This is a genomic window from Anabaena sp. 54 (genome assembly GCF_017355725.1).
Lineage (GTDB): Bacteria > Cyanobacteriota > Cyanobacteriia > Cyanobacteriales > Nostocaceae > Dolichospermum > Dolichospermum heterosporum.
Genome location: NZ_JAAVWA010000004.1, coordinates 112,239 through 137,735 on the forward strand (window position 1 = coordinate 112,239; position 25,497 = coordinate 137,735).

A 25,497-nucleotide genomic window follows, 5' to 3' on the forward strand; every position below is an offset into this window, starting at 1 on the left:
TTTAATTCTCAATAACCAATACTTATTGACGGAACTGTTGCTGTTACGTACTTTTAGACTTTTTATTTACATCGAACTCAGGTCTTACAGCAGTTTTCGATCAAAAAAATGCAAACCAAACTACAGAGATTTTGCCCCGTCAGGGCTTAACGCATTGCGCTAAACCCCTATGGGAGAATTAGATTCTAAGCAAAGACAAACTGTTTAGAATCCGTCAAACTCAAACTACTGGCTTGAATACCAGTCAGAGTAGCTAAAGTTTGATTATTGAAGACGATCGCGGTATCTGCACCAACTTGATTTAACTTCAATGTTGATGTGGTAATACCTAAGCTAACAGCACCTTGAATACCGATAACATCAGTACCCAGTTGGAAGTCAAGCACGGTATTAGCCGAAGAGGGTAATTCAGCATTGACAATCCAGAATTGGTCAGCGCCAGCACCACCGGAAATTAAGTTACCACCACCAAGACCAACTCTGAAGATATCTTTACCATCACCACCCAAAGCGCGGTCATTGCTACCCAAGTAGAAGGTATCATCACCCACACCACCGGATATGCGGTTGCCACCTTGACCATCTCTGGCATCAAAGGTGTCATTACCATCACTACCAAAAGTGCGATCGCCTTTGTTGACAAAGATAGTATCATCACCGCTACCAAGATCAATGATGTTGTTACCAGCAAAGGGAGAAATTGCCCCGAAGACAGTATCAACAGTGTCATTACCTGCGCCAGTGAAGATGGTGTCGTTGATGCCATCAGTGCCACCACTGACAAACAAATCATCTTTACCAGTTGTCCCCGCCACATATTGGGTAGCTTCTGCTATAGACGCAGATAGACCTAAACGGGAATCAAGGGCGAGGGGTTTGTCTAGTTCCAAGACCACCATCTCATTGTTGTCAATTCCTGGAGGACGACCAATGGAGAAGGGATAGTTGTTATCGTTGGCGACTAAAATGGTTTTGCTATCAATTACCAACACATCTTCAATGGTTTGGAAAGGCATATTGTAGGTGGTTTTACCATCACCATTGAGATCCTTGGGATCTTGGATATTGAGTAGGTCTGCTACTTCCTCCTTGGAGACAAAGCCGTTGGCATCAATTTTACTGAAGTCAACTTTGAATATCTTCTTGAAAAGGGCGGTACTACCTTGTCCGTTATCCCGTTCAATAATTAGGAACTCGTTGTTATTGATGGGGGTGAAATCACCGATCGCATTGCTGGTACTGGCTAATTGATAGCGTCCTACCAAACCTTGGTAGCTTTCGCTGGCTACATCGAACTTATAAATCCGTAATGACCCAACAGGATCGCCTATAACAGTCCCTTCCAGGAGAGGATAAAGAGTTTGACGGTCAGGACTAAATGCCATGCCTTCAAAGCCTTGGGAGCGGTTGATGTTTGCCGTTACGAGGTCGCCGTAGTAGGGCTGATTGGGTGCAAAGTATTCCGGGGAATTATTGAAGTAAGGGGTATTTAAATTCCCGTTAGGATTGGCATAGCCTGTACCAGCCAGGTAATCATTAACTAGAACTTGTCGTCCTGTTTTGGGGAAGTCGGTAAAAAAGCCGTCTACACCCAAATCAATAAACTTACGGAACTCTGCACCGGGGTCGTTTTTGTAAGTATCGGGAAGGAAGAACTCGTCATTTCTTAAAGTGTAGAGATGAACGATTAAACCAGCTTTGTGGGCATCTTGAATCAGGGTTGTGGGTGTGCCTAAAACGCGATCGCCATCACTGATTTGTCCATCACCATTGAGATCATCAGGCTGTCCATCCTTATTGGCATCTACCGTCAACTGAGGAACGATGCGCTGTTTATTAGGACCAATTCCTTTAGCGTAGGTAGCAATTTCGGCTAAACCTGCGGGGGTGGACAAATTGGTATAGGTGCGGGTATCACCAGCAACTACAAAGTCATAAGGTTGACCTGAACCACCAAACAATTGCACTAGAGGAATATCAATCCCTGCGGTGGGCATGATGGTATTTTTCAGCGCCTTGAGGTTGGCAACTTCAAAGGATTGAATGAAGATCCGAGATGGGTCGGTAAAGTTCTCAGCTTTGAGGGTGTCTGCTAAGATTTGGCTAGTATTGATACCTTGCTGTTGAAAGAAAGTAGGATGTTTGGTTTCGGGATAAATACCGATTTTGCGACCTGTTTCTAGTTCGACTTGTTTCACCAAATCAATGACTTCTTTCAGGGTTGGTACTTTCAATCCATCTTGATCGAAAGTAGTACCACGCAAAGCAGGAATCCGTTCAATCGCATTCAGTTCCTTAACTTCTGCCAGGGTAAAGTCTTCAGCAAACCAACCGACGACATTGCGACCATCTAAATTTTTGATTTTCAGGCGATCGGCAAACTTATCCCGTAAGTAAACATCCGTACTCGTATCAGTAGTATTGATAACTGGCTTACCATTAGCATCTCGTTGAATTGTGCCATCAGTATTGAGAACGCCGACTGCTAACATGGGTTCATGACGGGCAATTAAGACACCATCTTTTGTTACCACTAAATCGGGTTCAACGAAATCTGCACCTTGAGCGATCGCTAATTTGTAGGATGCTAGGGTATGTTCTGGACGTTCACCACTTGCACCCCGGTGACCGATGACGATGGGGGCTTTGCCTGTAAGTGTATCAAATTTAGGCGTAGAAAGCACAGTGGGATTTTGGGGCGATCGGACTTGATTCGCCGTAATTTGATCGCGGACTAAATCACCTGTCCCTGGGAAATCAGTAAAGTAACCATCTACACCTAAATTAATGAATTGACGAAACTCTAATTCAGGATTGTTATTGTAATTTGATGCCAGAGAACGGCTTTCATTGCGGAAGGTGTAAGGATGGACAACCAAACCCTCTTTGTGGGCATCACTAACTAAGCTGGTGGGTGCTAGGGTAACTTTATCCGCATCGTTAATCACACCATCGTTATTGAGATCGTCAGGTTTACCATCATTGTTATTGTCTACCGTCTTCACCGAAACAATCTGCCGTTTCCAAGGTCCAATACCATCAGCGTAGGCAGCAATTTCTTTCAAACCAGTAGGAGTTAATAAATCTCCATAGGTGCGGGTGTCACCTTTAACAGTGAAATCGTAAGGACGAGCGTTAACATCTTGATACAACAATGTTCCATCATTAGCGACATCGTAGGCATCAAGCAATTGCACTAAGGGAAGATTCACACCAGCAGCCGGCATGATGGTATTGTTTAAATCCTTGAGATTGCTGACTTCAAAGGACTGAATGAAAACCCGTTTGGGATCAGTAAATCCTTTCGCTTTGAGGGTGTCAATCAGTTTTTCTTCCAGAGACAAACCCAAATTGTCGTGATAGGTGGGGTGTTTGGTTTCAGGATAAATACCGATTTTCTTACCAGTTTGTACCTCAACCTCTTTCACCAAATCAATAATTTCGCCCAGGGTAGGAACTTGGAGAAGACCGTTGTATACCTGATCTCGGAAACCTTGAGGCATTACAGCCCGCAGAGTTTTAATTTCAGCCAAGGTAAAATCTGAAGCAAAGAAACCTTCTTCAGCCACACCATCTACCAACACCGTCTTTTTCCGACTAGCAAATTCAGCACGACTAGCTACATCAGTAGTATTGATGAGATTTGGTTCATGACGGGCAATTAAGACCCCATCCTTAGTGGATACTAAATCTGGTTCAATGAAGTCTGCACCGCGTAAAATCGCCAAGCGGTAGGCTTCTATGGTATGTTCTGGCAGTTCACCACTAGCGCCACGATGTCCGATCACAATTGGTGCTTGACCGTTGAGGGTATTTAGTTTAACGGGGTTAGGAGTAGGGAAGGGGGCATCTAGTAATACACCATTGCTATTGAAATGTAGTAGGTAAGTTCCAAATTCATCACCGACCCAAATATCACCTTTAGCATCAATCACAAAGGACTCTACATCAAAGTCAGCCCCGGTCAGTTCCCGTTTGGCTGTGTTTTTATTGACAATATCAAAGGGGATTAATTTATTGGGGTCAGACAATTGAATAAAGTTTTGGATTGCTACAGAACCATTAGCGTTTTCTGTACCCGCAAAATTGGGGTCAACTTGGTAAAGTCGCAGGAGGAAATCAGCACTGTTATTTTTTGCCCCAAAACCGTTATCTGCTAAGAACCAAAATACAGAACCACCACTATTGGGGGCAAATTGGACACCACTAAAACCTTGCACGGGTTGACCAGGGAATGGTGTAGTGCGACCATTTGTAGGATTGGTTACGGCTGCACCCGCAGCAGGTCCAGCAGCGAAGGTATCAGCAGGTAAAGAAGCAAAACCTTTGAGTGTCACCATATTAGAAGCAATATTTAGGGTAGTTGAACTTTGATCATCTTCTTGGGCGTTGTTATTACCAGCACCAGAATCAAAGTCAGGTTGATTTTGGGCGGTAATTTCGGCTTTATTGGTCAATGCCCCACTTTGAGTCACTTTAGCTGTGAGTTTCAGGGTGCGGGTAACATTACCAGCAATTTCTCCCACTTCCCACACACCGGTTTGACTGTTGTAAGTTCCCTGTTCCGGTGTTGCAGAGATGAAGGTAAATGGTTGTGGTAACAAATCTGTGACTTTAATGCCGTTAGCCACAAGTGGGCTGTGATTAAAAAGGGTCAAATTGAAGGTTACTTGTCCCCCTATGACTGGCTGAGTGGCATCAACAGTTTGACTTAATTCTAAATCAACACTAGCGATGTTATAGGGTAGTTCTAAAATTCCCAATTTCTCCAAAGGTGAATTACCAGTAACGTTGAAGTCGTTATCATTAATTAATGCTAGGGTGTTGGGTGAAACTAATGCTAAACCTTCTAATTTTTCCACACCTGTATAACCAAGTTGGGCAGCATTGGCAATTAAACTTTTGCTAACTGGGGTAATTTTAGCAGTGGTTAATTCGGCTGGTGTCAGTTGTTCAATAGTTTTACCAGCAGGTAAGGTGAAATTAGCAGGATTATTGATGTTGGTAGCACCCGTTAAATTAATTTGATAAATCAATTTGTTGGAGACATTTGTTCCTAAATCATCCCGTTCCACAACGGCAAATTTACCATTACCCAAGGAAACCGCATCACCTAATTTATCAGTTTTGGCGTTACCAGCAGCAGTGATGTTATCCAGCAAATAGAGATATTCCCCAGTTACTTGTTTGGAAATAATGTCAAATTCCAAAATTCTCAAATTACGGGAATTTCTGGAAGTTGTATCACCAGCGTTGTCTGGGTTGTCAATGGCACTTTGAATAAAGGCGTAAAGTTTACTACCTTCCAATGCCACAGCTTCAAAACCGCGATTATTGCGACGTTGACCATAAACTGCGGGTAATACCTCTGTGCCAAAAGTTCCTGCGGCTGCGTCTGGTTCAGGTGCTGTGGCTGTTCCTTGGGGAATAAAACGGTTAAGTAGTTTACCGTTAACATCAAAGTTATAAATTGCGGGACGGTATTCATCTACCAGCCAATAATAACCGTTTGGGGCAATAACTATCCCCTCTAAATCAGCCCCCAATGCCTTGTTAGCTATGACTTGACCATCCAAATTAACCGCAACTTCATCGGTGTATGCTGTACCATTTGCCCCTGCTTGCAGGTTGGGAAGTCCAGTTAATGGGGTTGTCCCATCTTTCTCAAATAGTCCTGTTCTCTTGGTGATGGCGATCGCACCTATTTGTTTGTTAAGCTCAAAACTGACTATTTCTGGTTGAAAATCTGGTAAATAGAAGGGACGATTAGCACCTGTGGGGTCGCCATTTGGTCCTCTGTCGGTGTGAGTCACAAACTGGAGATTACCATTAGATGCAATACCTTGGAAATACAACCCTGAGAAACCACCTAAGAAGATATCTTGACCTTTGGTAGTTGTTCCTAATTTGGGGAGGTTGGTAAATTCGTAATTAGTTAGTCGTGGTTGGGGGACGGGGTTACGAGGGTCGTAACTTGTGGTGTCTATTTTCAGGGGGTTGGGTAAAGCATTAGCAATATTTTCCCAAGGTACTAATTTAAAGTTGCTGCTGATGTTCTCCCCATTAACAATGGTGGCGGGGTCATTTGCACCGTCTTGGGTGATAAATACACCATTAGGGAAATTGGGACCCAAGGGCAGATTAATAACATCTGCACCGTCGGATTCTTGAACGCTGTCAATTCCGCCATTGTTACCAACTGCAAATCTGCCTAAAAAGTCGTTGTTGCCTTCACGGGTATATGTTGCAAAGGTGTTATCTCCCTGACTGGATGCTAACAGGTAGCCTGTACCGTTTTTACCGTAATAAATTGTCAAGCCTTCAACATCATTGGTGAGGTTTTTGCCTCCTTCAGCTTTGACTTTCTCAATTAATTTACCTGTTGAACCACCATTGGGTTCAGCGTCGAATTTCCAAATCCCCACATCTTCTTGACCAATGTACAGAAATCCTGTTTCTTGGTCTGCTACCATGCCTTCTGTTTGGGCTGAAGCACCTGCTGTGGTTGGTGAGGGAATGGTGAAGCTACGAACTACCTCATAACCGATTTTACCGTTGCCTTTGTCTACTAATTTGAGTTGAGCTATATCTCCAGTTTGGCGACGACTGGTGAAGACGTAATAATCGTTGGTGACGGGACTGCGATAGATTGCTAATCCATAAGCACTGCGAGTAGATGCAGAATAAGGAGTAGCGAAAGGTACACTTTGGAAAATTGTGGCAGCATTGCTATCGGTAATATTTTCTAAATAATTACCATTAGCACTGTTGGGGTTAATTTTGAAGATCGCTAGTTTATCATTATTTCTATCGCTTGCCACAGCAATATCAACTTTTTGACCACCTAATGTAAATCCATATTGCAAATCAACGTTGTTGTAACGAATATCTGGATTACTAGGATTAATGGTTTGCAACAAGTTTCCAGCTAAATCATAAATTCGCAAACCGCCATTTTTGACACTGGTTAAAACCAGACTCTTGCTAGAATCTGTAGCATTAACATAAATTGCTGGATCATCCGCATCGGCTCTTTGACTAAATGGTAAACTACCATCATCTAAAAGCGCGGGACGGGTTTCTACAATTGGGGTAGCAGTGGGAACTACATCTGCACTCAAGGTGAGGATTTGCGTAAATTGGGTGCCGCTGAAGTTGTTATCACTCACCAAAACAATGGATTGTGTACCATCTGCCAATTTTGGACCAAATGCCAGACCTTCAATATTATCTGTACCTGTGGGATGATTGCCGTCACTATTGGGCAAATTCAGGGTATCAAGATTTAATAACAGACGTTTTTGAGTAGGTTGAATTGCGGCTAGTTGATTAGCATTGAGACTACTCAAGGAATCAACTGTATTAATGTCTGTTGCCCCTTGGAGGGTGATTTCATAGATTTTGATCGTGTTTCCTTGTCCGACAGCAAAGGAGCGCTCTAGGGCTAATAATGTGCCACGATTATCAATTGCTAATAAATCTACCAAACCGTTATCAGCCGCAGTTCCACCTGTAGGGGCTTTAGCAATAGGATCGGTAACATACAGATATTCTTTTTCTGGTTGTCCTGTCACCAAATTGTATTGAATAATCCGAGAACGAGCGCCTGTGGTAGTTGTAGAAATTGCACCATCTTGAAATAGGGCGCTTTCTGTAGCTGTGAATAGGGTTTTCTGGTCAGGTGTAATGCTTAAACTTTCAAAGGCTAAGTTGTTACGCACCCCTGAAGTTTGAGTATCACCAGTATCAACAACATTGTTGTTGTTAGTATCTTGGACAACTGGGAGGAATTTCTTGGGTACTGCTAAAGAACGAATTTCCTGTCCTGTAGTCAGATTAAACTCTTTAATGAAAGGATTGGTGACGCGACTTGCACCTAAATCTGGTCTAACTTCTCCTTCTGAGGAGATTAAAACTGTCCCATTGCTGGTTAAAGCAATACCTTCTGGATCTAAGCTATTAGTTGCAAAAGGATTACCATTAATATCCTTGAGTTGGACAACGTTGGTAAAAGTTACCGCATTAGTAACAGGGTCAAGAGTGAAGGTATAAAAACGGGCATTGGATGAGCGATCATCGGAAATGGCATAATAGCGATTATTTACCGCATCGTAAGTTACACCGGACAATCCACCCAACGCAACTTGTTGACCATTTACTGTTCCGGCAGCGCCAGAGGGAACAAAACCGGTATTGAAAATAGTTTGTCCTTTAAATCCAGCACTAACAGCCGTTTTTCCTGCTTCTGTTACACCAACTTGCACATCTGCATACACTAACCGATGGTCAGAACTAGGGAAACCACCAGGAAGACTAGAGTTAAAAGTTCCTACTAATGGGAAATTTGCATCAGTATTGCTAGGCCAATACACTTCTGATTTACTAATTTGTAAGTCAGAGGAAGGAAGTACATAGTCTGTTCTCAGATTTCCCGGTGCAGTATCAGCAAAGTCTGCGGTGTCGAAAGCAAAATTACCCTTGTGATTGTTATTTGCCTGACCTTGTGAAGTTGCCTGTTGAGGAGCGCCTAAACTGGTGGGGATAACATTTGTATTGATACTGGGATTTAGTAACAGTTGGCGAATTGCATTGTTATAACTGTCACCATCTAAGGGGTCAGCATTTTGATCACCCATGATGACAAAGCTTGAACCAGCAGCAAGATTACCCTTTTTACCGCTATCATCATAGATATAATCACCTTTGCCTGGGGTAATATAATCTGCCCAAAAGCGGATTTCATCACTATTGCGCTTACCGTTGCGGTCTTCAGTTGCGTCAAAAGTGGGTGGTGTGGGGTGACTAACCAGAACATGAACTGTTTCCCCATTTACTGTAATTGGTACATCCCAATGACTTTTAGAAGATAAGCGGAGAACGTTAATTTCTTCAGGTGAATAAAAACCGTTTAAGTTCTCATTTACTGAAGTTGCAGGATTATCTAAACTTGGGTCATTTGTTAATAAGTTTCCCGGCATATCCTTCCACAAGAAATTCTGGAAGGTGCGGACGTTAGCTGTATCAATAGGATATTTAGAAAGTAACAACATTCCAAACTGTCCAGGGAAATTCCCAAACCCAAAAGCATCATCACCGTATCCTGTTGCGCCTGGGGTTGTAACTGTTGCACCATTATTATTTAAGTCAAAACCGGAAGCAATTCCAGTATTAGAAGGAGCAATATAAAAGTAGGGATAATTAATTGGTGTCGCACCATTTTGACTGATTTGCAGATAATTTTGTTGGAAAAGATTTACTGCTTCGGTCGAATAGTCAAATTCATTGATTAATAATACATCAGGGTTGTTGCGTTGAATAATTTCCGCAACGGTTTTTGCTTGAGCGTTGTTAGGGGTAGATAAATCAGTTACTAACTGACCGTCAGCGTTGCGATTGAGGGACGCATTAAATTGGGAAAAGCGGACTGTAGTAAGTACCATATTTTTTATGCAGATTTAGCTTACACAAAGATAATCTGGTGACAGGAAATTGCAGATAATGGAATTGAGAATATCAGTCAAAAGTTAAGATACTATTGTCTATAGTTCAGATTTATTTAAGTGCTGATTAAGCTTACGGTTTATATCCCCGACTTCTTAGAGAAGTCGGGGATATTTTAGTCTTGAGTAAAAAAGGCCTTTCTCAATTACAATGGGTCTATTCTCATTATTATTGAGAATTTTATCAATAATTCAACGAGTTTTGGTGATTTCAGCTAAGGGGCTTGACAGTGTTCCGAGTTTTGGGTATGCTAATGGTAAGCGTGGGAAAGTGTGCGTCCATATATATAGAGTTTTTATTTATCAAGATTATAATTTTCAAATTAATTGTCTGAATCAGGATTTGCACCGATTAAAGGATGTAGAGGATTTTAGTTTCTGTTTTCGCAACTGCTAACATTCAAACATCTATAGTTTTATCTGAATCGCTTTTAGAATAATTAATATTCCCGTCTAAGTCTGCTTCTCCAAGATGATTTTTACCTGTTTTATCAAAAACTTCTAAATGAGAAGCTTGACCATAATGTAAATTATCTACATACCAATAGCGTTCTGTATTTGATTCAAGGTAAATAACTCTTGCTTGACATTTATTGGCTGTTTTTTTAAATCTTGTGGTATCTCGTAAAATTGTCTGTTTATCCGTTGGTGATTTTGTGCTATCAAAAGAATATTCTAATTGACTTAAATTTAGCTTATGTTCCAACCAACATTCCAGCGCTAATTTACTATCTATGCCATCTAAACATATCAGATTGATTTCATCATTATTTTTAATAATAGTAATTAGACAATTATTTTTGATATTGGGGTGCGCTATTCTAAAACTAGAATTTGCAAAATTAATTAATAAATATTCACTTTTAGGATTTTGTAATTTTCGTTCTGTAACTTCAGCTAATGAAGTATCATTAACATTTTTGTAATTATTATCACTAATTAAACAATCAAATAAATCTTCTGAAAAATGTACTTTTCCTTTACGCCATTCTTGGGGATTTGATTTATTAAAAACTATGTTTTGAAAAGCTATTTTTAAAGATTTATCTTTAAGTAGATTAAGACTGGTATGAAAGTTAGAACCTCTAATCGCTTCATAATTGATAAATATAGCACTTTCTTCTTTGTAAAGCTTCTTGTCTTGAATCTTTTCATTAATTAACACAAAGATAGCAGTGAATGTTTTCACTGCATCTCGAAATTCTGCTTCGTTAAGATACTGACCCTCTAGAGACACCTCATTAATAAATATTTCCATTTTTTACATCCCGAAAAGTCGTGCAAAATCTTTATCCATTTGGTCAAAAAATCCTTCTGGCCATTCTTCAATTCCCCCATTAGGTTGGACAGGAATTTGCACAACTGGCTGTTCTGGATTTTGTTGAAAATATAAGATACTTAAGTCTTCATGAGTAATAATATCATCAAGAACAGCGATTCGCAAGGCATTTAAAATATGATCACTATGGGATTCAATAAAAACTTGTACACCACAACTACTCACTTTAGCTAAAAATTTAGCTAGTCGTGATTGTGCTTTGGGATGTAAATGTGCTTCAGGATTTTCGACTATTAATATTTCTCCTTCTTTAGCAATCAAACCTGAAACAACAATTGGTAAAATGTAACTATATCCAAATCCCACATTAGCTGGTCTAAAACGGTCTTTTGATGTGCTAGTATTAAATAAAAGTTCGAGGATATTACTTTCAGAACTGGGAACTTCAACTTTTGCGCCATTAAATATTTCGTTCAGCCATTCTTCGGTTTGGGTAGCTAGTGTTTTTGCATCTTCACCTAAGCATAGTTTTTCATTAACTAAATCATCTCTTTTTTTATAGAGTAAGTTAACTGTAAATTCACCTTTTGCACCCACATTAGGAAATTTGTTGATGGTAGATTTTAAATAATATTCTTGAGGACCCAGACGGTCTGCGGAGATATAGTGAATATGACTAAAGTTTAAAGATTTATGTAACCACTCTGATGCTATTTCCTGATATATATTATCAATATTATCAACCATAAGATAATGTTGTTCAGGTATTAAATTATTTATAAGAGTACCTCCATTATATGAATTTGTATTATTATTTTTATCTATAATATTAATATTATAATGAACTATAAATTTGCTTAAAAAATTACTTAATTGAGGTTCATAAATAGAAATTATTTTATATAAATCACTTTTATTAATATGCTCATCTTGCAAAAAATTTAATTCTAATTCATCGTAAAATTGAATTTTCTTAATTTTCCCTACCATGTCATCTTCTGAATTTTCACTCAAAAAGTATTTAGCATCTCCACTTATGTTGAATTTAGTATACTTATTAGGATTACTTGTATCATAAATTTCAACTAATTTATTGTAACAATATTGCAAAATAATGTCTTCATTTCTAGAATTGTTTATATTTCTAACATCATTAAAACTATTTAAACTTACACTATTACCATTTAGCAAAATTTGATCAGTATTTTCATTATGATCAATAGATTGTCTCATTAAAAGCAAAGACTGAAGCAAAGTTGACTTACCACAGCCATTGATTCCTGTAAGCAGTGTTAATTGTCCTAATGAAAAAGAAGTTCTTTCTTTAAAGCATTTAAAATTTTCTAATTTAATTTGAGTTAGCATACCTATACATTCCCTAAAATTTCTTGTGCGAGATTAAATCTGATAATAACTTTCTTTCTACTATTTGTACCATATTTAACTGCATTAATATATTCTTTGTTTTCTAGCAATTTATCAAAATTATCTTGAATAGATTTTTTATTATCTTCCAGAAATTGATCGTTATTTACAGAAAAGAAATAAGAAACAGATTCAAAAATAGCAATATTTATTTTTCCTCTACTTTTTCCTACTGGTAAACGGAAATTCTTATTTCCAAAAAACTCAAAAGTCAAATTCATTACGTCATTAAAATCTTTTTTTAAAGCATTTAATTCTTGATCTGACATCAAATTAATCTTTTTCATTGCATTTTCAACAAAATCACTTAAATCATTCTGATATTCGTTTTCATAATCAAAAATTCTAAACGCTAGATAGCGCAAAATAACTTCTCTATCTTTCATTCTTGTAGCAGATATTCCATAATCAATAGCTTTTTGGAAATAATCTGTTTCTGATAATTCTTTGAGTAGTTGAGTAGATTTTCCCGAAAATATACAATTTCTAACTTCTTGACGTTCAAGTTTTGTACCACCAGTATTGATTCTATTAAAAATATCATAAACAACTTTAGCTGGTACAGAAGGTCTGATCAAGTATATATTAAGTTTTTTATCTTCTATTCTGGTTTGATAGTCACCGGGGAGTTTTTTGAGTCCTGAAAAATTATATCCATTCAAATCCGTTAAAGCTTCTAAACCTTTTAGTTTAAATTCATCATTAACAAACTCATGTAAAGTTGATGTTCGTTGTAAACCATCTACAATAATATATTTACCTTCTACGGTTTGATTAACATACCAAGGAGGTAAGGGAAAGTTAAGGATAACTGATTCAATAAATTTACTTTTTTGTTCTGGTTTCCAAACTAGATTACGTTGAAAATCAGGATCAATAATCAGTTTACCATTATCATATTTTCTCATTAACTCAAAAATTGTTTGCGGTTCTTCTCGAATGTCAATGTCTGCTGTATTTGGATGATAAGGATATAAACCTCCGTTATCATCTCTTTCTTCTTCAGCAGTATCTTCATCTTTCTCAATGACATCGCTATCTTGCAATTCTTCATCCATATCTTTTACTCCTTTTCTTATCTAAAGTGTTTAACAGTTTAATTATGACATCTTTGAGAAGAATAGAATTGGTTATAGCTCCTTCTGATAAATGTATTACATAGGGACTTTCATTTATTCCTCTTTCATAAATTCTAAATACCCTTTGCTCAATTCTTCCACAGACAAATCATAAAACTGCTTACCGTGTTCTGGGGTTGCTAAATCTGGATTTGAACCCATGCGACCATCTGGATAACGAGAACGAAAATCAACGGAACTATAGATTTTATGTCCACTAGCAACTTCTGGAGAAAGATGTGCTTTTTTAATTGCTTCTGGATAAATATATTGGGTAACAGCTACTTCGCTGGGGGTAGCGTGAGAACCTTCTTGATTACCATATAATTCTTTGGCAAGTTTGTAAACGGAACCACCCATAAACCAATTACCAATTTGACATTGCACTTTTGCGGAATTGGGAATTTGTAAATCTTCTAAATGAGCGTAAGTTTCCGAAAAAGCTGCTTTGAGGGTAGCGATATTTCCCCCATGTCCATTAATAAAATAGAATTTGGTAAAACCAGCTTTGACTAAACAAGTTAAATAATCTTTTATTACTAAAATTAATGTGCTGGGACGTAAACTAATTGTGCCGGGAAAAGCAGTATGATGTAATGCCATACCGACATTAATTGTTGGCGCTACCATTGCTTGAGTTGCTTCACCAACACCTTTGGATATGGATTCTGCACAAATCGCATCAGTCCCAATTAATCCTGTTGGTCCATGTTGTTCTGTTGAACCAATGGGTAAAATAATTCCTTGAGATTGTTGTAGATAGGTTTCAACTTCCGGCCAAGTGCTTAAATGTAAGAGCATTTTTTATTAAGAATTAAGAACTTTACAACTAATTATCATAATACCCAGATCCCCGACTTCTGAGCTAAATTCATAATATGATTAACAAATCAAAAAGAAGTCGGGGATCTTAATTTGTAAATTACCCAACAATTTCCCACCAACCGAAAGCGGGACCGATAAAGCGGATGATTACCCAAGCAAATACCATACATCCAATACCAATCCATGCACCACGAGTGGTGATAGCTACAAATTGTGAGGCTTGGGTTTTTGTGATGGGAACCCAAGGTAAGATTTTTGTAGTGTCTTGTCCGTAGTCTTCTCCGAGTGAGTTTTTACGGCGTTTTGCTTCACCCATAATTCGATAATTTAGTTTGTTTTTGAGTTTATTTTAAATTCTAATAGAAATTTGGCAGGGAAGTTAATTAAGCGGAATCATCTTCATTATTGGTAGAAAACAGACTAGGATCGAGATAGTTCAAACGGGCTAGGGGACTAAGAGAGGAAAGGATTTGTACACCATAGCTGCGGTTAACGACACGACTGTCGAGTAATGCTACTATACCTTGATTTTCGCGGACGGGTGCGATCGCTCTTTGTAATTCATTCATGGCTGTGGGCAGTAAGTATAACCGAAACCAGTCTTGGTGCGATCGCTTATAATGAGCCACTCTACCAGCTACCAAAGGATTTTCCAAGGATGGTAAAGGTAAAGTTGCAATAATTAACAATCTGGGTGATGGTAAAACACTTTGATTTTCCCGCCAAAATTCCCAACCAGTAATCAAAATCCCATTTTCATCTAAACAAGTTTTTTCCACCTGTACCCGTGAACCAAATTCCGAAGCCAAAATTGCTCCCACTCTGGCTTTTAGTGGTACATCTCCAATTAATATTACCGTCATTCCTGGTGCGGTTGCACTCAAACATACCAAGGTGCGAACTTGATGAATTAAAGCTGGTTGAAATTCCGGTGTATTTGGTAAAGGTAACTTATAGGGAACATAAAGTTGAATTGCTTCCCCTTGACTATCGGCAGCAAATTTCAAGCAAGTAACATCTTCTAAACCCAAGCGTTGACGGAAAAGAGGTGCTTCTGTTTCTGGTTCTAAGGAACTACCAATTAATACTACAGGTTGACGTTGCCAAATTGGGGCGAGGATTTTACCCAATTCCAGGGGAGCATAATGTAGGGAAAATAATCCTTGACGACGGGAAATTGTCGCCCAAAATAAGGTAGGAGCAGAAGAATCTTCCAAATTGGGGAATTGTTGCCAAAATTTTCGCCAAGCATCGGGAAGATGATTTTTATCTAAAGCTAAATATAAATCTTGTAAAATATCAATTTCTGGCTGGGAAATCAGATAACAGTGATAGGGATTTTCGGGGTGCTGAAATAATTTATATGTTAATTCTACTCTAACTTCCCGAATTAAATCCGCTTGATATGGATAAGCCAGCATTAATTGATCCCAATCATGGGTTTCAATGCTTTGAGTCAGCCCAGAACGCACCCAATCTTCTAAATCGTCAACGCCATCAATAATTGTGGGAATATTCGCCGGAAATGGATTGTTATCAGCAAATTGTCCCTTTAACCAAGCTTCAGGAGAAGTCAACAGTAAACCCTGAAAATCGGGACTTGGCCAAAAGTCAGCGGTTCTAATGGGTTTATTCGCTGGTAGCCATTGCTGGAGTCGGGGAATTTCTACCTTTAACAACCGTTGCTGGACAGTTTCCGAAGCGACAATAATTACAGAACCGTGCCACATTAAAGCAGAAGCGATAAAACTGGTGCGATATCGTCCTTGATGTCCACAAACTGCCCCTACCTGAATTAAAGCACTACGTCCTAATCGCAAAGCACGTGCTACCAACCTAGCCATTGTCAAATGATGATGCCAGGAAGGGAAACCTGCTTGCGATCGCAAGAAGTTATGTAATGATAAATGAACTTCAGCCTCAATCACGCGCTTTTAATTCCATAACAAGTTTTTTTCGTTGTCAGTCGTTCGTTGTTCGTTATTTTATCTTTACCAATGACCAATGACCAATGACCATTTATTTACCCATTCTCCTAAATTATGCCAACTTATCCAGGAATTTCCAGCGAAGCCTTCAGACATCCATTAGATAGTCAAGCAGAACAAGCTTTACGCAGTTTACCCGGCTTTGATTTAATCGCCCGTAAATTTGTAGAATTTGTTTATGAACGACCCCAACTTGTCTACTTAATGGGTAACTCCATTCAAGTCGGACCCCGCCAATATTCTACTATTTACCAGATATTCCGGGAATGTGTCCGAGATTTGGACATTAGCGGCGAACCAGGCTTGTTTATCGCTCAAAACGCCCAAGTTAATAGTTATGCTTTAGGACAAGAACACCCTTATATTGTTGTTAACACTGGGTTACTAGATTTACTTAATGAAGCCGAACTACGGACGGTCTTAGCTCATGAACTGGGACATATTAAATGTGGTCATACTATTTTAATTCAAATGGCGATGTGGGCGATGAATGCCGCTTCCGTCATTGGTGAATTAACCTTCGGTTTAGGTAATATTGTCAGTCAAGGCTTGATTTATGCCTTTTTTGAGTGGCGACGCAAAGCTGAACTATCCGCAGATAGAGCGGCTTTATTAGTTATGGACGATTTAAACCCAGTCATGTCATCTATGATGAAACTCTCTGGAGGTAGTCATAAATATGCCCATGAATGTAGTTTACAAGAATTTATTCAGCAGTCAGAAAAATATCAAGCGCTAGATGATGATGGGCTGAATCAAGTATATAAATTTCTCTTATACAATGGCGGACAAGGAATGATGCTGAGTCACCCTTTCCCCGTAGAACGCTTGCACTACTTACGCAGTTGGGCAGTATCAGAAGAATATCAACAAATCAAAAAAGGCAATTATCAACGTTCTGCTGACGGTTCAGTAGATGTTACACCAGAAACACCAGATCATGAAGCAGAAAAACTCAGAAAAGAAATTGAAAAATTACAAGCAGAAATTAACAAAATGAGAAAATCTGATTAGATTCGTAGGGTGTGTTAGCGACAGCGTAACGTACCGTTATCTTAGAGGATGTTTGAAAAATCTAATTTATTACTTACCTTGGGTAACTGTTCACACCCCCCAGGAAAAAGGGATTGAAGGAAGATGGAAAACCTATACCCAAACCTTCTACAGAAGTTGGTAAAGTTGCAGTGACAATATAAATCTAGATCCCCGACTTCTTTGAGAAGTCGGGGATCTGAATCCTATTTTAACGCTGCTAACAAATCGTTTTTCGCAGTTTCTAAAGCCTCCGGTAACTTACTTGCGTCACGTCCCCCAGCTTGCGCGAGGTTGGGTTTTCCACCACCTCCACCTCCACAGATTTTAGCTATGTTACCAACAAATTTCCCCGCTTGGACACCTTTTTTATTCACTTCAGAACTAAATGCTGCAACGATACTCACTTTTCCGGCTTCGGGAATAGAACCTAAAACTACCGCACCGTTACCGATTTTTTGCAGCAATCTTTCCGCAGCGTCTTTTAATGATTCTGCGTCAATATCTTCCAGTTGAGAAACAATAATTTTATGTTCTCCGATGATTTCCGCAGTTTGTAATAAGCTGTCAGATTTAACTATTGCTATTTGTGATTTCAGGCTTTGAATTTCTTTTTCGTTGTTGCGAAGTTCGGTTTGTAAAGTTGTGATTCTGTCGGGTATTTCTTCCGGTTTGACTTTAAAGCGATCGCACAAGTCTTTCGTCACTATATCACGCACATTCAAATAATCCAATACCGCCGCCCCAGATACCGCTTCTATTCTTCTCACCCCAGACGCAACACCAGCTTCAGCAATGATTTTGAAAACGCCAATTTCCGCAGTATTATTAACATGAGTTCCCCCACATAATTCCATAGAAACGCCAGGGAAATCAATCACCCGCACTTGATCACCGTACTTTTCCCCAAACATTGCTACTGCACCTTTAGCTTTAGCTTCGGCGATAGGCATCTCTTCTATTCTAGCAGAATGAGCTTCGCAAATCCAACTATTTACTAATTCTTCAATTTGGATAACTTCCTCAGCAGTTAAAGCACGAGGACAGTTAAAATCAAAGCGCAATCTATCAAAAGAAACCAAAGAACCAGCTTGAGAAATTCCTTCATCAACAACTTTCTTTAAAGCAGCTTGCAATAAATGAGTTGCTGTATGATTAGTTTGGGAACGACGACGACAAGCGGTATCTATTTGTGCAGTAATATTGTCACCAATTCTAATTGTTCCCCGTTCAATGCGTCCGAAATGAATAAAGAAATCAGATTCTTTTTTCACGTCTTCAATTCTGACTAAAACACCATCACCGCTAATATATCCTTTATCGCCAATTTGTCCCCCTGATTCCGCGTAAAAAGGAGTTTTATCTAAAACAATTTGCACTTCTGTTCCTGATTCTGCTGCTTCTTCCGAAACACCAGCAACTAATAAAACTTCGATTTTTGCAGTTGTTGTTAATTGGGTATAGCCAATGAATTGTGTAGAGTGAATATGTTCTGCAAGTTTATCCAAAGAACCTTGAACAGTTAAATCAATGGTTTCATGTGCTGCTTTTGCACGTTCTACTTGTTTTTGCATTTCTGCATTGAAACCATCAACATCAACAGTAATGTTATTTTCTTCAGCAACTTCTTGGGTTAATTCTAATGGGAAACCGTAGGTATCATAGAGAGTAAAAGCACTTTCACCACTAATAGAAGTTAATCCTTTTTGTTTTACATCTTGGATAATTTCAGCTAATAGCTTCTCTCCTCTATCAAGAGTTTTCAAGAAGTTACTTTCTTCTCTTTGCAATTCGGCTTTAATAGCAGTTGCTCTTTGTCGCAAATTTGGGTAAATTGATTCCGAAAGAGAAATTGCGGTTTCTGCAACTTGGTTAATAAATTCTCCAGAAATTCCGATTAATCTCCCATGTCTAACGACGCGACGAATTAAACGCCGTAAAACATAACCTCTCCCCACATTAGAAGCGCGAATTTCATCAGCAATCATGTGAACCACAGAACGGACATGATCACCAATTACCTTTAAAGAAACTTTCGTATTTTCATCACTTTGATGATAATCAATTTTGGCAATTTTTGCCGCTGTTTCAATAATCGGGAAAATCAAATCTGTTTCATAATTATTCGGCTTCTTTTGCAGGATTTGCGCCATTCTTTCCAAACCCATTCCCGTGTCAATATTCTGATTTTGTAACGGGGTTAAATTTCCTGACGCATCCCGATTATATTGCATAAATACCAAGTTATAAAACTCAATAAATCGGGTATCATCTTCTAAATCAATATTATCTTCACCGCGTTCTGGGTGAAAATCATAATAAATTTCCGAACATGGTCCACAGGGACCAGTAGCACCAGATACCCAGAAATTATCATCTGCACCCATGCGCTTGATGCGTTTTTCCGTTACACCAATGGTATCGCGCCAGATGGTAAAAGCTTCATCATCATCTTCAAACACACTGACAACCAGATTTTGAGGAGAGAAACCAAAGACTTGAGTAGATAATTCCCAACCCCAAGCGATCGCCTGTGGTTTAAAATAATCACCAAAGCTAAAATTCCCCAACATCTCAAAAAATGTATGATGGCGGTGAGTCCGTCCTACATTTTCGATATCATTGGTACGAATACACTTTTGCGAAGTCGTAGCGCGTTTAAATTCCGGTGTCCGTTGTCCCAGGAATATCGGCTTAAATGGTAACATACCTGCGATCGTCAGTAGCACAGTCGGATCTTCAGGAACAAGAGAAGCACTCGGAAGCGGTTGGTGTCCCCGTTGGGTGTAGAAATCGAGGAATAATTGACGAATATCGTTACCGCTAAGATACTGGGGATTTGAAGACATGAGTAATTACAAAAATAATTTTACAGGTGAAAGACCTATATTCTACAAGTCTAGAGACATTTCATGAAACCTCTCCACATTCTCTCTGCGCCTCTGCGCCTCTGCGTGAGATAATTATTTCCAAACACTCCACAACAGAAACCCGTTCTCTCATTGCTGCTACCAAAGCTTGATAACTCTCCCAATTTTCCTGAATCAAAGTTTTGGACTGAAGCAAATGAAAACGCTGTTTTTGCTGATAACCTGCTTCCGAAAAACCAATAACTCGCAAAACTTCAATTAACTTACTTTTATCATCATTACCACCTTCAGATGAGTTAAAAAACAAAGTTTCCGCCGCAATTCCCGCCATCCAAATAGTACAATAACGGTCTAACATTTGGGCAGTAATTTGACCCTTTTCTATTTGCGCTGTTAACTCCCCATCTTCTAAAGTTATTCCCCCTTGTCCCGGTTGTCCTTTTTTCCAAGCTTCCCAAGCGCTAAGAGTGTAACCAGTCACCGGAATTTCTAACAAGTGAGCCACGAGAAAATGACCGGCTTCATGATGTAAAATACGTTCTTTATATTCTGGAGAAAATCGCGCCACTAAGTCTAATACTATCGTTCCTCCCTTGCCTTGAAAACTGAAATTATCTAAAGTTGCAATTCCTAAAAAAGTCACCGTAGCTAAAGCAGGTATTGTGGGAGAAAGATGTATTAATGGTCCTAACAGACTGGAAAGAGTCATGAGAAAGACGAATATAGCAACGAGATTTATGGCAGTTTGGCTCATGGGAAGTTTTTTAAAGAGGTTGTTTAAATATCATAGAATATAGATCCCCGACTTCTTTAAGAAGTCGGGGATCTGAACATCTTGAATATTGCTATGATAAAATCGTACCATATTCCGTAAAACCATCTAAAAATCATGCAATCTTCATTAAATATTCTCACCGTTGGAACAATACCTAGAAGCTGAAAAATCTAACGATATTCGCCATGAATATGTGGCCGGACAAGTTTTTGCAATGGCAGGTGCAAGCGAAGAACATAACCTGATAGCGGGTAATATTTACGCCATATTACGTCCCCCATTTGCGTGGGAGTTCCTGTCGTGCTTTCGTGTCAGATATGAAAGTAAAAGTTAAAATCAGAAATGCTAATATATTCTACTATCCTGATATTATTGTTACTTGTGATCCTGAAGATAAGGAAAGGTACTTTAAAACTCGTCCTAATTTGATTATAGAAGTTTTATCTAATTCCACAGCAACAATAGACAAACGTGAAAAACGCATTAATTATCAAACCATAGAGAGTTTAAAAGAATATGTTCTAATTTACCAAAATCAAATAAAAGTGGAGGTTTATCGTCAAGATGATCAAGGAAATTGGTCAACGGAAGTATTAGGAAAAGATGATAAATTACATTTAGATTCAGTTAACTTAACTTTGACAATGGCAGATATTTATGAAGATGTAATAGAACAAATAAATATCAAATATTAAAAAATATTGATCAAAACTGGATTATCGAATAAATTTATTTATACTTAGGAAAAAAAATAACCTTTATGCAGCCAACTACCAGACCAGAAACCAATCTTCAGCCATCATTATTAGACAAAGCCCTGAATCACTTTCAAGCTTGGGCAATAGAGAACCCTCAAAACCCAGTCAGCCGTACCTTTCTGCCTATAATCAGTTTTGTAGAGGGAACAATTGCCAATAATCCACCTTACCTAGATAGGAAAAGGCAAGTGCTGGGGGAGGCTTTTTGTTGTGCAGGGGAAGTAGTCTTAGGAGACTTTAAAACCCTAGAAACCGCCTTAACCTCACCACAAGCCCGTGACTGGAGACTAGGAACTTCCATGCTTAGTTCTAGTCATGGTCCAGGAGTTGATCAAGGAGGTCGCAATGTTCTTTTAATTACTCTCTCAGACGCAGCCGCCGGAGGGGAAAATCATGATGCTTTCCGTAAGTGTGTTGATAATTACTTCTTTAATGAAGAGATGGTAATCCGTCAAAATGATCAAGTAGCACAACGGTTATTAAATAAGTTAGCTGCTGATTATGTAGATAGAATTACCAATAATAGTTTAGAAGAATTTTTCAATAATGATCAACGGGATTGGATGGGCTTTTTAGTCCGGTATCTTCACTATGTTATTTTTGGCATTAATCCTGATGATCAAGCAATAATAAGAATTATTACAACCTTGCACTATACAAAAAGGGGAACATTATATTATTTTGCTGGCAGCAGTAGTTTAGAAAAGTTAAATATATGGGGATTTCGTCAAGTTCCTGAACTGGTAGAGCAAGTAGCGACGATTTACGAAAATTCTCCAGCCTTAGCTAATTTTCAAGAGAACGACCCTAAATATCATAAAATGACACGGCGAGAACTTGCAAAACTGATGGTGTCTTTAATGAGTATTGCCGGGTTGCAAGGGCCGCTACACTTGGGAAAAACAGCATTGGGTTATCAATCCCTTCCTGCTTACCAAGGTCGTCAAACTGATAAAATTGATGTTAAGAATTATTGGGACAGACTCGATCTTAATGATCGTCCTAGTATTCAACTTTTTCTGTTAGAATGCGCCCGTCTGTTTATGCCTGTAAGTGCCTCTCACCGAGTAGCGACAGAACCATTTACGGTGACATTGGCGGGTAAAGCGCGAACCTTTCCGAAAGGAACTAAAATTTTAATTCCTATGCTTTTGGGGATGTTAAGTGAAGATTTTTGGGGAAAAACTGCTTATGAATTTAATGCAGACAGAGAAAATCTTTGCCCTTTTCACATGGGTTTTAATTCCGTTGGTTCTCGTCATGCTGGCCGCATTTGTCCGGGGAAAGACTTAGCATTAGAAATGCTAACCAATGTTATTATTACCGTGGGTAAAGCTCGCCGCTCTTATTTAAGCCAAATATCCTAGTCCATATCATAAATAAATATTATGCAGCCATTTCTACCTCAAAATGACCCGAACCCGGCACAACGCCAATCTTCTCTAGAGAAAGGACGCAAAGAGTATCAATTCATGTATGATTTTTTGCCGCCTATGGCGATGCTCAAAAGCGTACCTCCCGCAGAGAATTTTTCTACTAAGTATATTGCTGAACGGACATTAGAGGCAGCAGAACTTCCTCTAAATATGATGGCTGTTAAAACTCATGCTATGTGGGATACTTTAGATGAATTGCAAGATTATGAGGACTTTTTCCCAGTTTTGCAAAAACCTAATGTGATGAAAACCTATGAAACCGATGATTCCTTCGCCGAACAACGGCTTTGTGGGGTGAATCCAATGGTTTTACGTCAAATTAAGCAAATGCCAGCTAACTTTGCCTTTACCATCGAAGAATTACAGGATAAGTTTGGCAATTCTATTAATTTAATCGAAAGATTGGCCACAGGAAATCTATATGTCGCTGATTATAGATCCTTGGCGTTCATTCAAGGTGGCACTTATGCCAAAGGAAAAAAGTACCTACCAGCACCTCTAGCCTTTTTCTGTTGGCGCAGTTCGGGCTTTCAAGATCGAGGCCAATTAGTACCTGTAGCCATTCAAATCAATCCCAAGGCAGGTAAAGTCAGCCCCTTGCTAACTCCTTTTGATGACCCTTTAACCTGGTTTTATGCTAAGTCCTGTGTGCAAATTGCTGATGCTAATCATCATGAAATGAACAGCCATTTATGCCGGACTCACCTGGTAATGGAACCCTTTGCTGTTGTCACCCCGCGTCAACTGGCTGAAAATCATCCTCTGAGAATATTACTCAGACCCCATTTCCGGTTTATGTTGGCTAATAATGATTTAGCTCGCAAGCGTCTGGTTAGTAGGGGCGGTTTTGTGGATGAATTATTAGCAGGAACTCTGCAAGAATCATTGCAAATTGTGGTAGATGCCTATAAAAGTTGGAGTCTAGACCAGTTTGCTCTACCTAGGGAACTCAAAAATCGCGGTGTAGATGATGTGAAAAACTTGCCACATTATCCTTATCGGGATGATGGAATTTTGTTATGGAATGCGATTAATAAGTTTGTATTTAACTATTTGCAGCTTTATTATAAGAGTTCAGCAGACTTGAAAGCAGACGGAGAACTGCAAGCTTGGGCGCGGGAATTAGTGGCTCAAGATGGTGGTAGAGTTAAGGGTATGAGCGATCGCATTGATACCTTAGAACAATTAGTTGAGATTGTTACTACTATCATATATATTTGTGGTCCGCAGCATTCAGCGGTTAATTTCTCCCAATATGAATACATGGGTTTTATTCCTAATATGCCCCTAGCTGCTTATCAAGCAATTCAACAAAAGGGTGATATTAAAGACCGTCAAGCCCTCATAGATTTTCTACCACCTGCGAAGCCCACAAATACCCAATTATCAACTGTGTACATACTTTCAGACTATCGTTATGACAGACTGGGATATTATGAAGAGGAAGAATTTACAGATCGAAATGCTGACCAAGTTGTGAATAAATTCCAGCAAGAATTGAATGTGGTACAGAGAAAAATTGAATTGAATAATAAGGGACGTTTAGTAAATTACGAATATCTCCAACCCAGACTTATTCTCAACAGTATTAGTATTTAACTAATTGCAGAATAGACAAAACCCCTTTTTTAATAATTTTTAATAATATTAAAATGGGGTATTTTATTCTTCATCATTCACTATAAACAATTGATATGATAGTTTCTCGTTCCCATACTCTGTATGGGAATGAATTACGGAAGGCTCTGCCTTCATTGATACTAAATTATGGAGGCAGAGCCTCTAGGTAGCATTCCCAGTCGGAGACTGGGAACGAGAAAAAAACGAGAAGAATCACAAAAATGTAGGGTGGGTTAGCGACGGCGTAACCCACCATTTAATGGTATAGTGTGATTGGTTTTATGCTCTAGACAAGTTTAGTAACGACGAAACCACCAATAGTTACCAACAGCCCTCCAAGCATAGCCATATGGTGTGTAATAAATAAAACCACCCACTACCTCAAGTTCCAAATCAGATAATTCATCAAACTGGTTTTCAACTTGTGCTAAATCAGCAATTTGAATATTAGCCATCTTTGTATTCTCCTTGGTTTTAAAAAGTCAAAAAATCTAGAAAACCGGAAATGTTATACTTTTTCATTTCCTGACTACATCCTATGAAAAATAAAAACCTCTGTCTAGAGACTTAGACAAAATAAAAGTGACATAATTGTTTCAGTTTTGTCACTTTCAATAGCTTGATGATAACAGCATTTTCCGCAGAAATATCCGTAAAATTGCCCTTTTAGGTTGAAAATATCACTAAAAAACAGACAACTACGGACTAAAAATAGCCAAAAAAAGGGACATAATTGCTGCAATTTTGTCACTTTTGCCTATTAACTTAAATATAAATAGATCCCTAAATTATTAAATAATTTAGATATATGTATTAGCTCTTATAAGCGTAAATTATATGAGATATGCAATTTATTTTACATAACTACCTA

The 25,497-nt window shown here is 38.7% G+C and carries 15 protein-coding genes; 5 read left to right on the forward strand and 10 right to left on the reverse strand.

All coding sequences use genetic code 11. From position 1 onward, the window contains the following. Nucleotides 1-185: 185 nt before the first annotated feature. The 7 genes from HEQ36_RS06715 to HEQ36_RS06745 form a co-directional block, all read right to left on the reverse strand. The gene (locus HEQ36_RS06715) at nt 186-9,440 is read right to left on the reverse strand and encodes a phytase (protein WP_168635549.1); all 9,255 of its coding nucleotides are present in this window, start codon (nt 9,438-9,440) and stop codon (nt 186-188) included. A gap of 460 nt (nt 9,441-9,900) precedes the next feature. Beyond that, nucleotides 9,901-10,758 (reverse strand): hypothetical protein, encoded by an 858-nt coding sequence (locus HEQ36_RS06720; RefSeq protein WP_205748465.1) that lies wholly within the window; start codon nt 10,756-10,758, stop codon nt 9,901-9,903. Nucleotides 10,759-10,761: 3 nt separating this feature from the next. Next, nucleotides 10,762-12,144: a DUF3696 domain-containing protein gene (locus HEQ36_RS06725; protein WP_168635550.1), complete on the reverse strand. Its 1,383-nt coding sequence runs from the start codon at nt 12,142-12,144 to the stop codon at nt 10,762-10,764. Between the two features lie 2 nt (nt 12,145-12,146). After that, nucleotides 12,147-13,262, reverse strand: a complete 1,116-nt coding sequence (locus HEQ36_RS06730; RefSeq protein ID WP_168635551.1) for a DUF262 domain-containing protein — start codon at nt 13,260-13,262, stop codon at nt 12,147-12,149. Nucleotides 13,263-13,376: 114 nt separating this feature from the next. After that, a complete protein-coding gene (locus HEQ36_RS06735) occupies nt 13,377-14,123 on the reverse strand; it encodes a creatininase family protein (protein WP_168635552.1) in 747 nt (248 codons plus the stop codon). 121 nt (nt 14,124-14,244) lie between these two features. Further along, nucleotides 14,245-14,463, reverse strand: coding sequence for a DUF2839 domain-containing protein (locus HEQ36_RS06740; RefSeq protein ID WP_168635553.1), 219 nt, complete (start codon nt 14,461-14,463; stop codon nt 14,245-14,247). A 67-nt stretch (nt 14,464-14,530) separates the two neighbouring features. Beyond that, nucleotides 14,531-16,075 carry an ATP-dependent DNA helicase gene (locus HEQ36_RS06745; RefSeq protein ID WP_168635554.1) on the reverse strand — a complete coding sequence of 515 codons (1,545 nt, stop codon included), beginning with the start codon at nt 16,073-16,075 and terminating at the stop codon, nt 14,531-14,533. A gap of 114 nt (nt 16,076-16,189) precedes the next feature. On the opposite strand from HEQ36_RS06745, the gene HEQ36_RS06750 reads away from it, so the two are divergent. Beyond that, the gene (locus HEQ36_RS06750; RefSeq protein WP_168635555.1) at nt 16,190-17,149 is read left to right on the forward strand and encodes a M48 family metallopeptidase; all 960 of its coding nucleotides are present in this window, start codon (nt 16,190-16,192) and stop codon (nt 17,147-17,149) included. A gap of 224 nt (nt 17,150-17,373) precedes the next feature. Here the strand turns inward: HEQ36_RS06750 and alaS are convergent, their stop codons facing one another. Both alaS and HEQ36_RS06760 read right to left on the reverse strand, forming a co-directional pair. Then, nucleotides 17,374-20,016 (reverse strand): alanine--tRNA ligase, encoded by a 2,643-nt coding sequence (alaS, locus tag HEQ36_RS06755; RefSeq protein WP_168635556.1) that lies wholly within the window; start codon nt 20,014-20,016, stop codon nt 17,374-17,376. A gap of 61 nt (nt 20,017-20,077) precedes the next feature. Then, nucleotides 20,078-20,791: an ATP-dependent Zn protease gene (locus tag HEQ36_RS06760; protein ID WP_053540408.1), complete on the reverse strand. Its 714-nt coding sequence runs from the start codon at nt 20,789-20,791 to the stop codon at nt 20,078-20,080. 163 nt (nt 20,792-20,954) lie between these two features. On the opposite strand from HEQ36_RS06760, the gene HEQ36_RS06765 reads away from it, so the two are divergent. The 4 genes from HEQ36_RS06765 (at nt 20,955) to HEQ36_RS06780 (ending at nt 24,605) form a co-directional block, all read left to right on the forward strand. After that, nucleotides 20,955-21,146: a Uma2 family endonuclease gene (locus tag HEQ36_RS06765; protein ID WP_267902165.1), complete on the forward strand. Its 192-nt coding sequence runs from the start codon at nt 20,955-20,957 to the stop codon at nt 21,144-21,146. Beyond that, entirely contained in the window at nt 21,130-21,507 is a 378-nt protein-coding gene (locus HEQ36_RS06770; protein WP_267902166.1) for a Uma2 family endonuclease, read from the forward strand. The genes HEQ36_RS06765 and HEQ36_RS06770 overlap by 17 nt, the downstream gene beginning before the upstream one ends. Nucleotides 21,508-21,572: 65 nt before the next feature. Then, entirely contained in the window at nt 21,573-22,937 is a 1,365-nt protein-coding gene (locus tag HEQ36_RS06775) for a cytochrome P450 (protein WP_053540409.1), read from the forward strand. 21 nt (nt 22,938-22,958) lie between these two features. Continuing rightward, on the forward strand, nt 22,959-24,605 hold the full coding sequence (locus HEQ36_RS06780; protein WP_168635557.1) for a lipoxygenase family protein: 1,647 nt from the start codon (nt 22,959-22,961) through the stop codon (nt 24,603-24,605). Nucleotides 24,606-24,922: 317 nt separating this feature from the next. On the opposite strand, the gene HEQ36_RS06785 is transcribed toward HEQ36_RS06780, so the two are convergent. Next, nucleotides 24,923-25,081 carry a hypothetical protein gene (locus HEQ36_RS06785; protein ID WP_168635558.1) on the reverse strand — a complete coding sequence of 53 codons (159 nt, stop codon included), beginning with the start codon at nt 25,079-25,081 and terminating at the stop codon, nt 24,923-24,925. Nucleotides 25,082-25,497: the final 416 nt, after the last annotated feature.

What these genes read in the sequence shown, in the direction of transcription:
- alaS (WP_168635556.1), bottom strand. Translation starts at nt 20,016, where the DNA reads ATGTCTTCAAATCCCCAGTATCTTAGCGGTAACGATATTCGTCAATTA.
- HEQ36_RS06715 (WP_168635549.1), bottom strand. Translation starts at nt 9,440, where the DNA reads ATGGTACTTACTACAGTCCGCTTTTCCCAATTTAATGCGTCCCTCAAT.
- HEQ36_RS06770 (WP_267902166.1), top strand. Translation starts at nt 21,130, where the DNA reads ATGAAAGTAAAAGTTAAAATCAGAAATGCTAATATATTCTACTATCCT.
- HEQ36_RS06735 (WP_168635552.1), bottom strand. Translation starts at nt 14,123, where the DNA reads ATGCTCTTACATTTAAGCACTTGGCCGGAAGTTGAAACCTATCTACAA.
- HEQ36_RS06720 (WP_205748465.1), bottom strand. Translation starts at nt 10,758, where the DNA reads ATGGAAATATTTATTAATGAGGTGTCTCTAGAGGGTCAGTATCTTAAC.
- HEQ36_RS06760 (WP_053540408.1), bottom strand. Translation starts at nt 20,791, where the DNA reads ATGAGCCAAACTGCCATAAATCTCGTTGCTATATTCGTCTTTCTCATG.
- HEQ36_RS06780 (WP_168635557.1), top strand. Translation starts at nt 22,959, where the DNA reads ATGCAGCCATTTCTACCTCAAAATGACCCGAACCCGGCACAACGCCAA.
- HEQ36_RS06725 (WP_168635550.1), bottom strand. Translation starts at nt 12,144, where the DNA reads ATGCTAACTCAAATTAAATTAGAAAATTTTAAATGCTTTAAAGAAAGA.
- HEQ36_RS06785 (WP_168635558.1), bottom strand. Translation starts at nt 25,081, where the DNA reads ATGGCTAATATTCAAATTGCTGATTTAGCACAAGTTGAAAACCAGTTT.
- HEQ36_RS06750 (WP_168635555.1), top strand. Translation starts at nt 16,190, where the DNA reads ATGCCAACTTATCCAGGAATTTCCAGCGAAGCCTTCAGACATCCATTA.
- HEQ36_RS06775 (WP_053540409.1), top strand. Translation starts at nt 21,573, where the DNA reads ATGCAGCCAACTACCAGACCAGAAACCAATCTTCAGCCATCATTATTA.
- HEQ36_RS06730 (WP_168635551.1), bottom strand. Translation starts at nt 13,262, where the DNA reads ATGGATGAAGAATTGCAAGATAGCGATGTCATTGAGAAAGATGAAGAT.
- HEQ36_RS06740 (WP_168635553.1), bottom strand. Translation starts at nt 14,463, where the DNA reads ATGGGTGAAGCAAAACGCCGTAAAAACTCACTCGGAGAAGACTACGGA.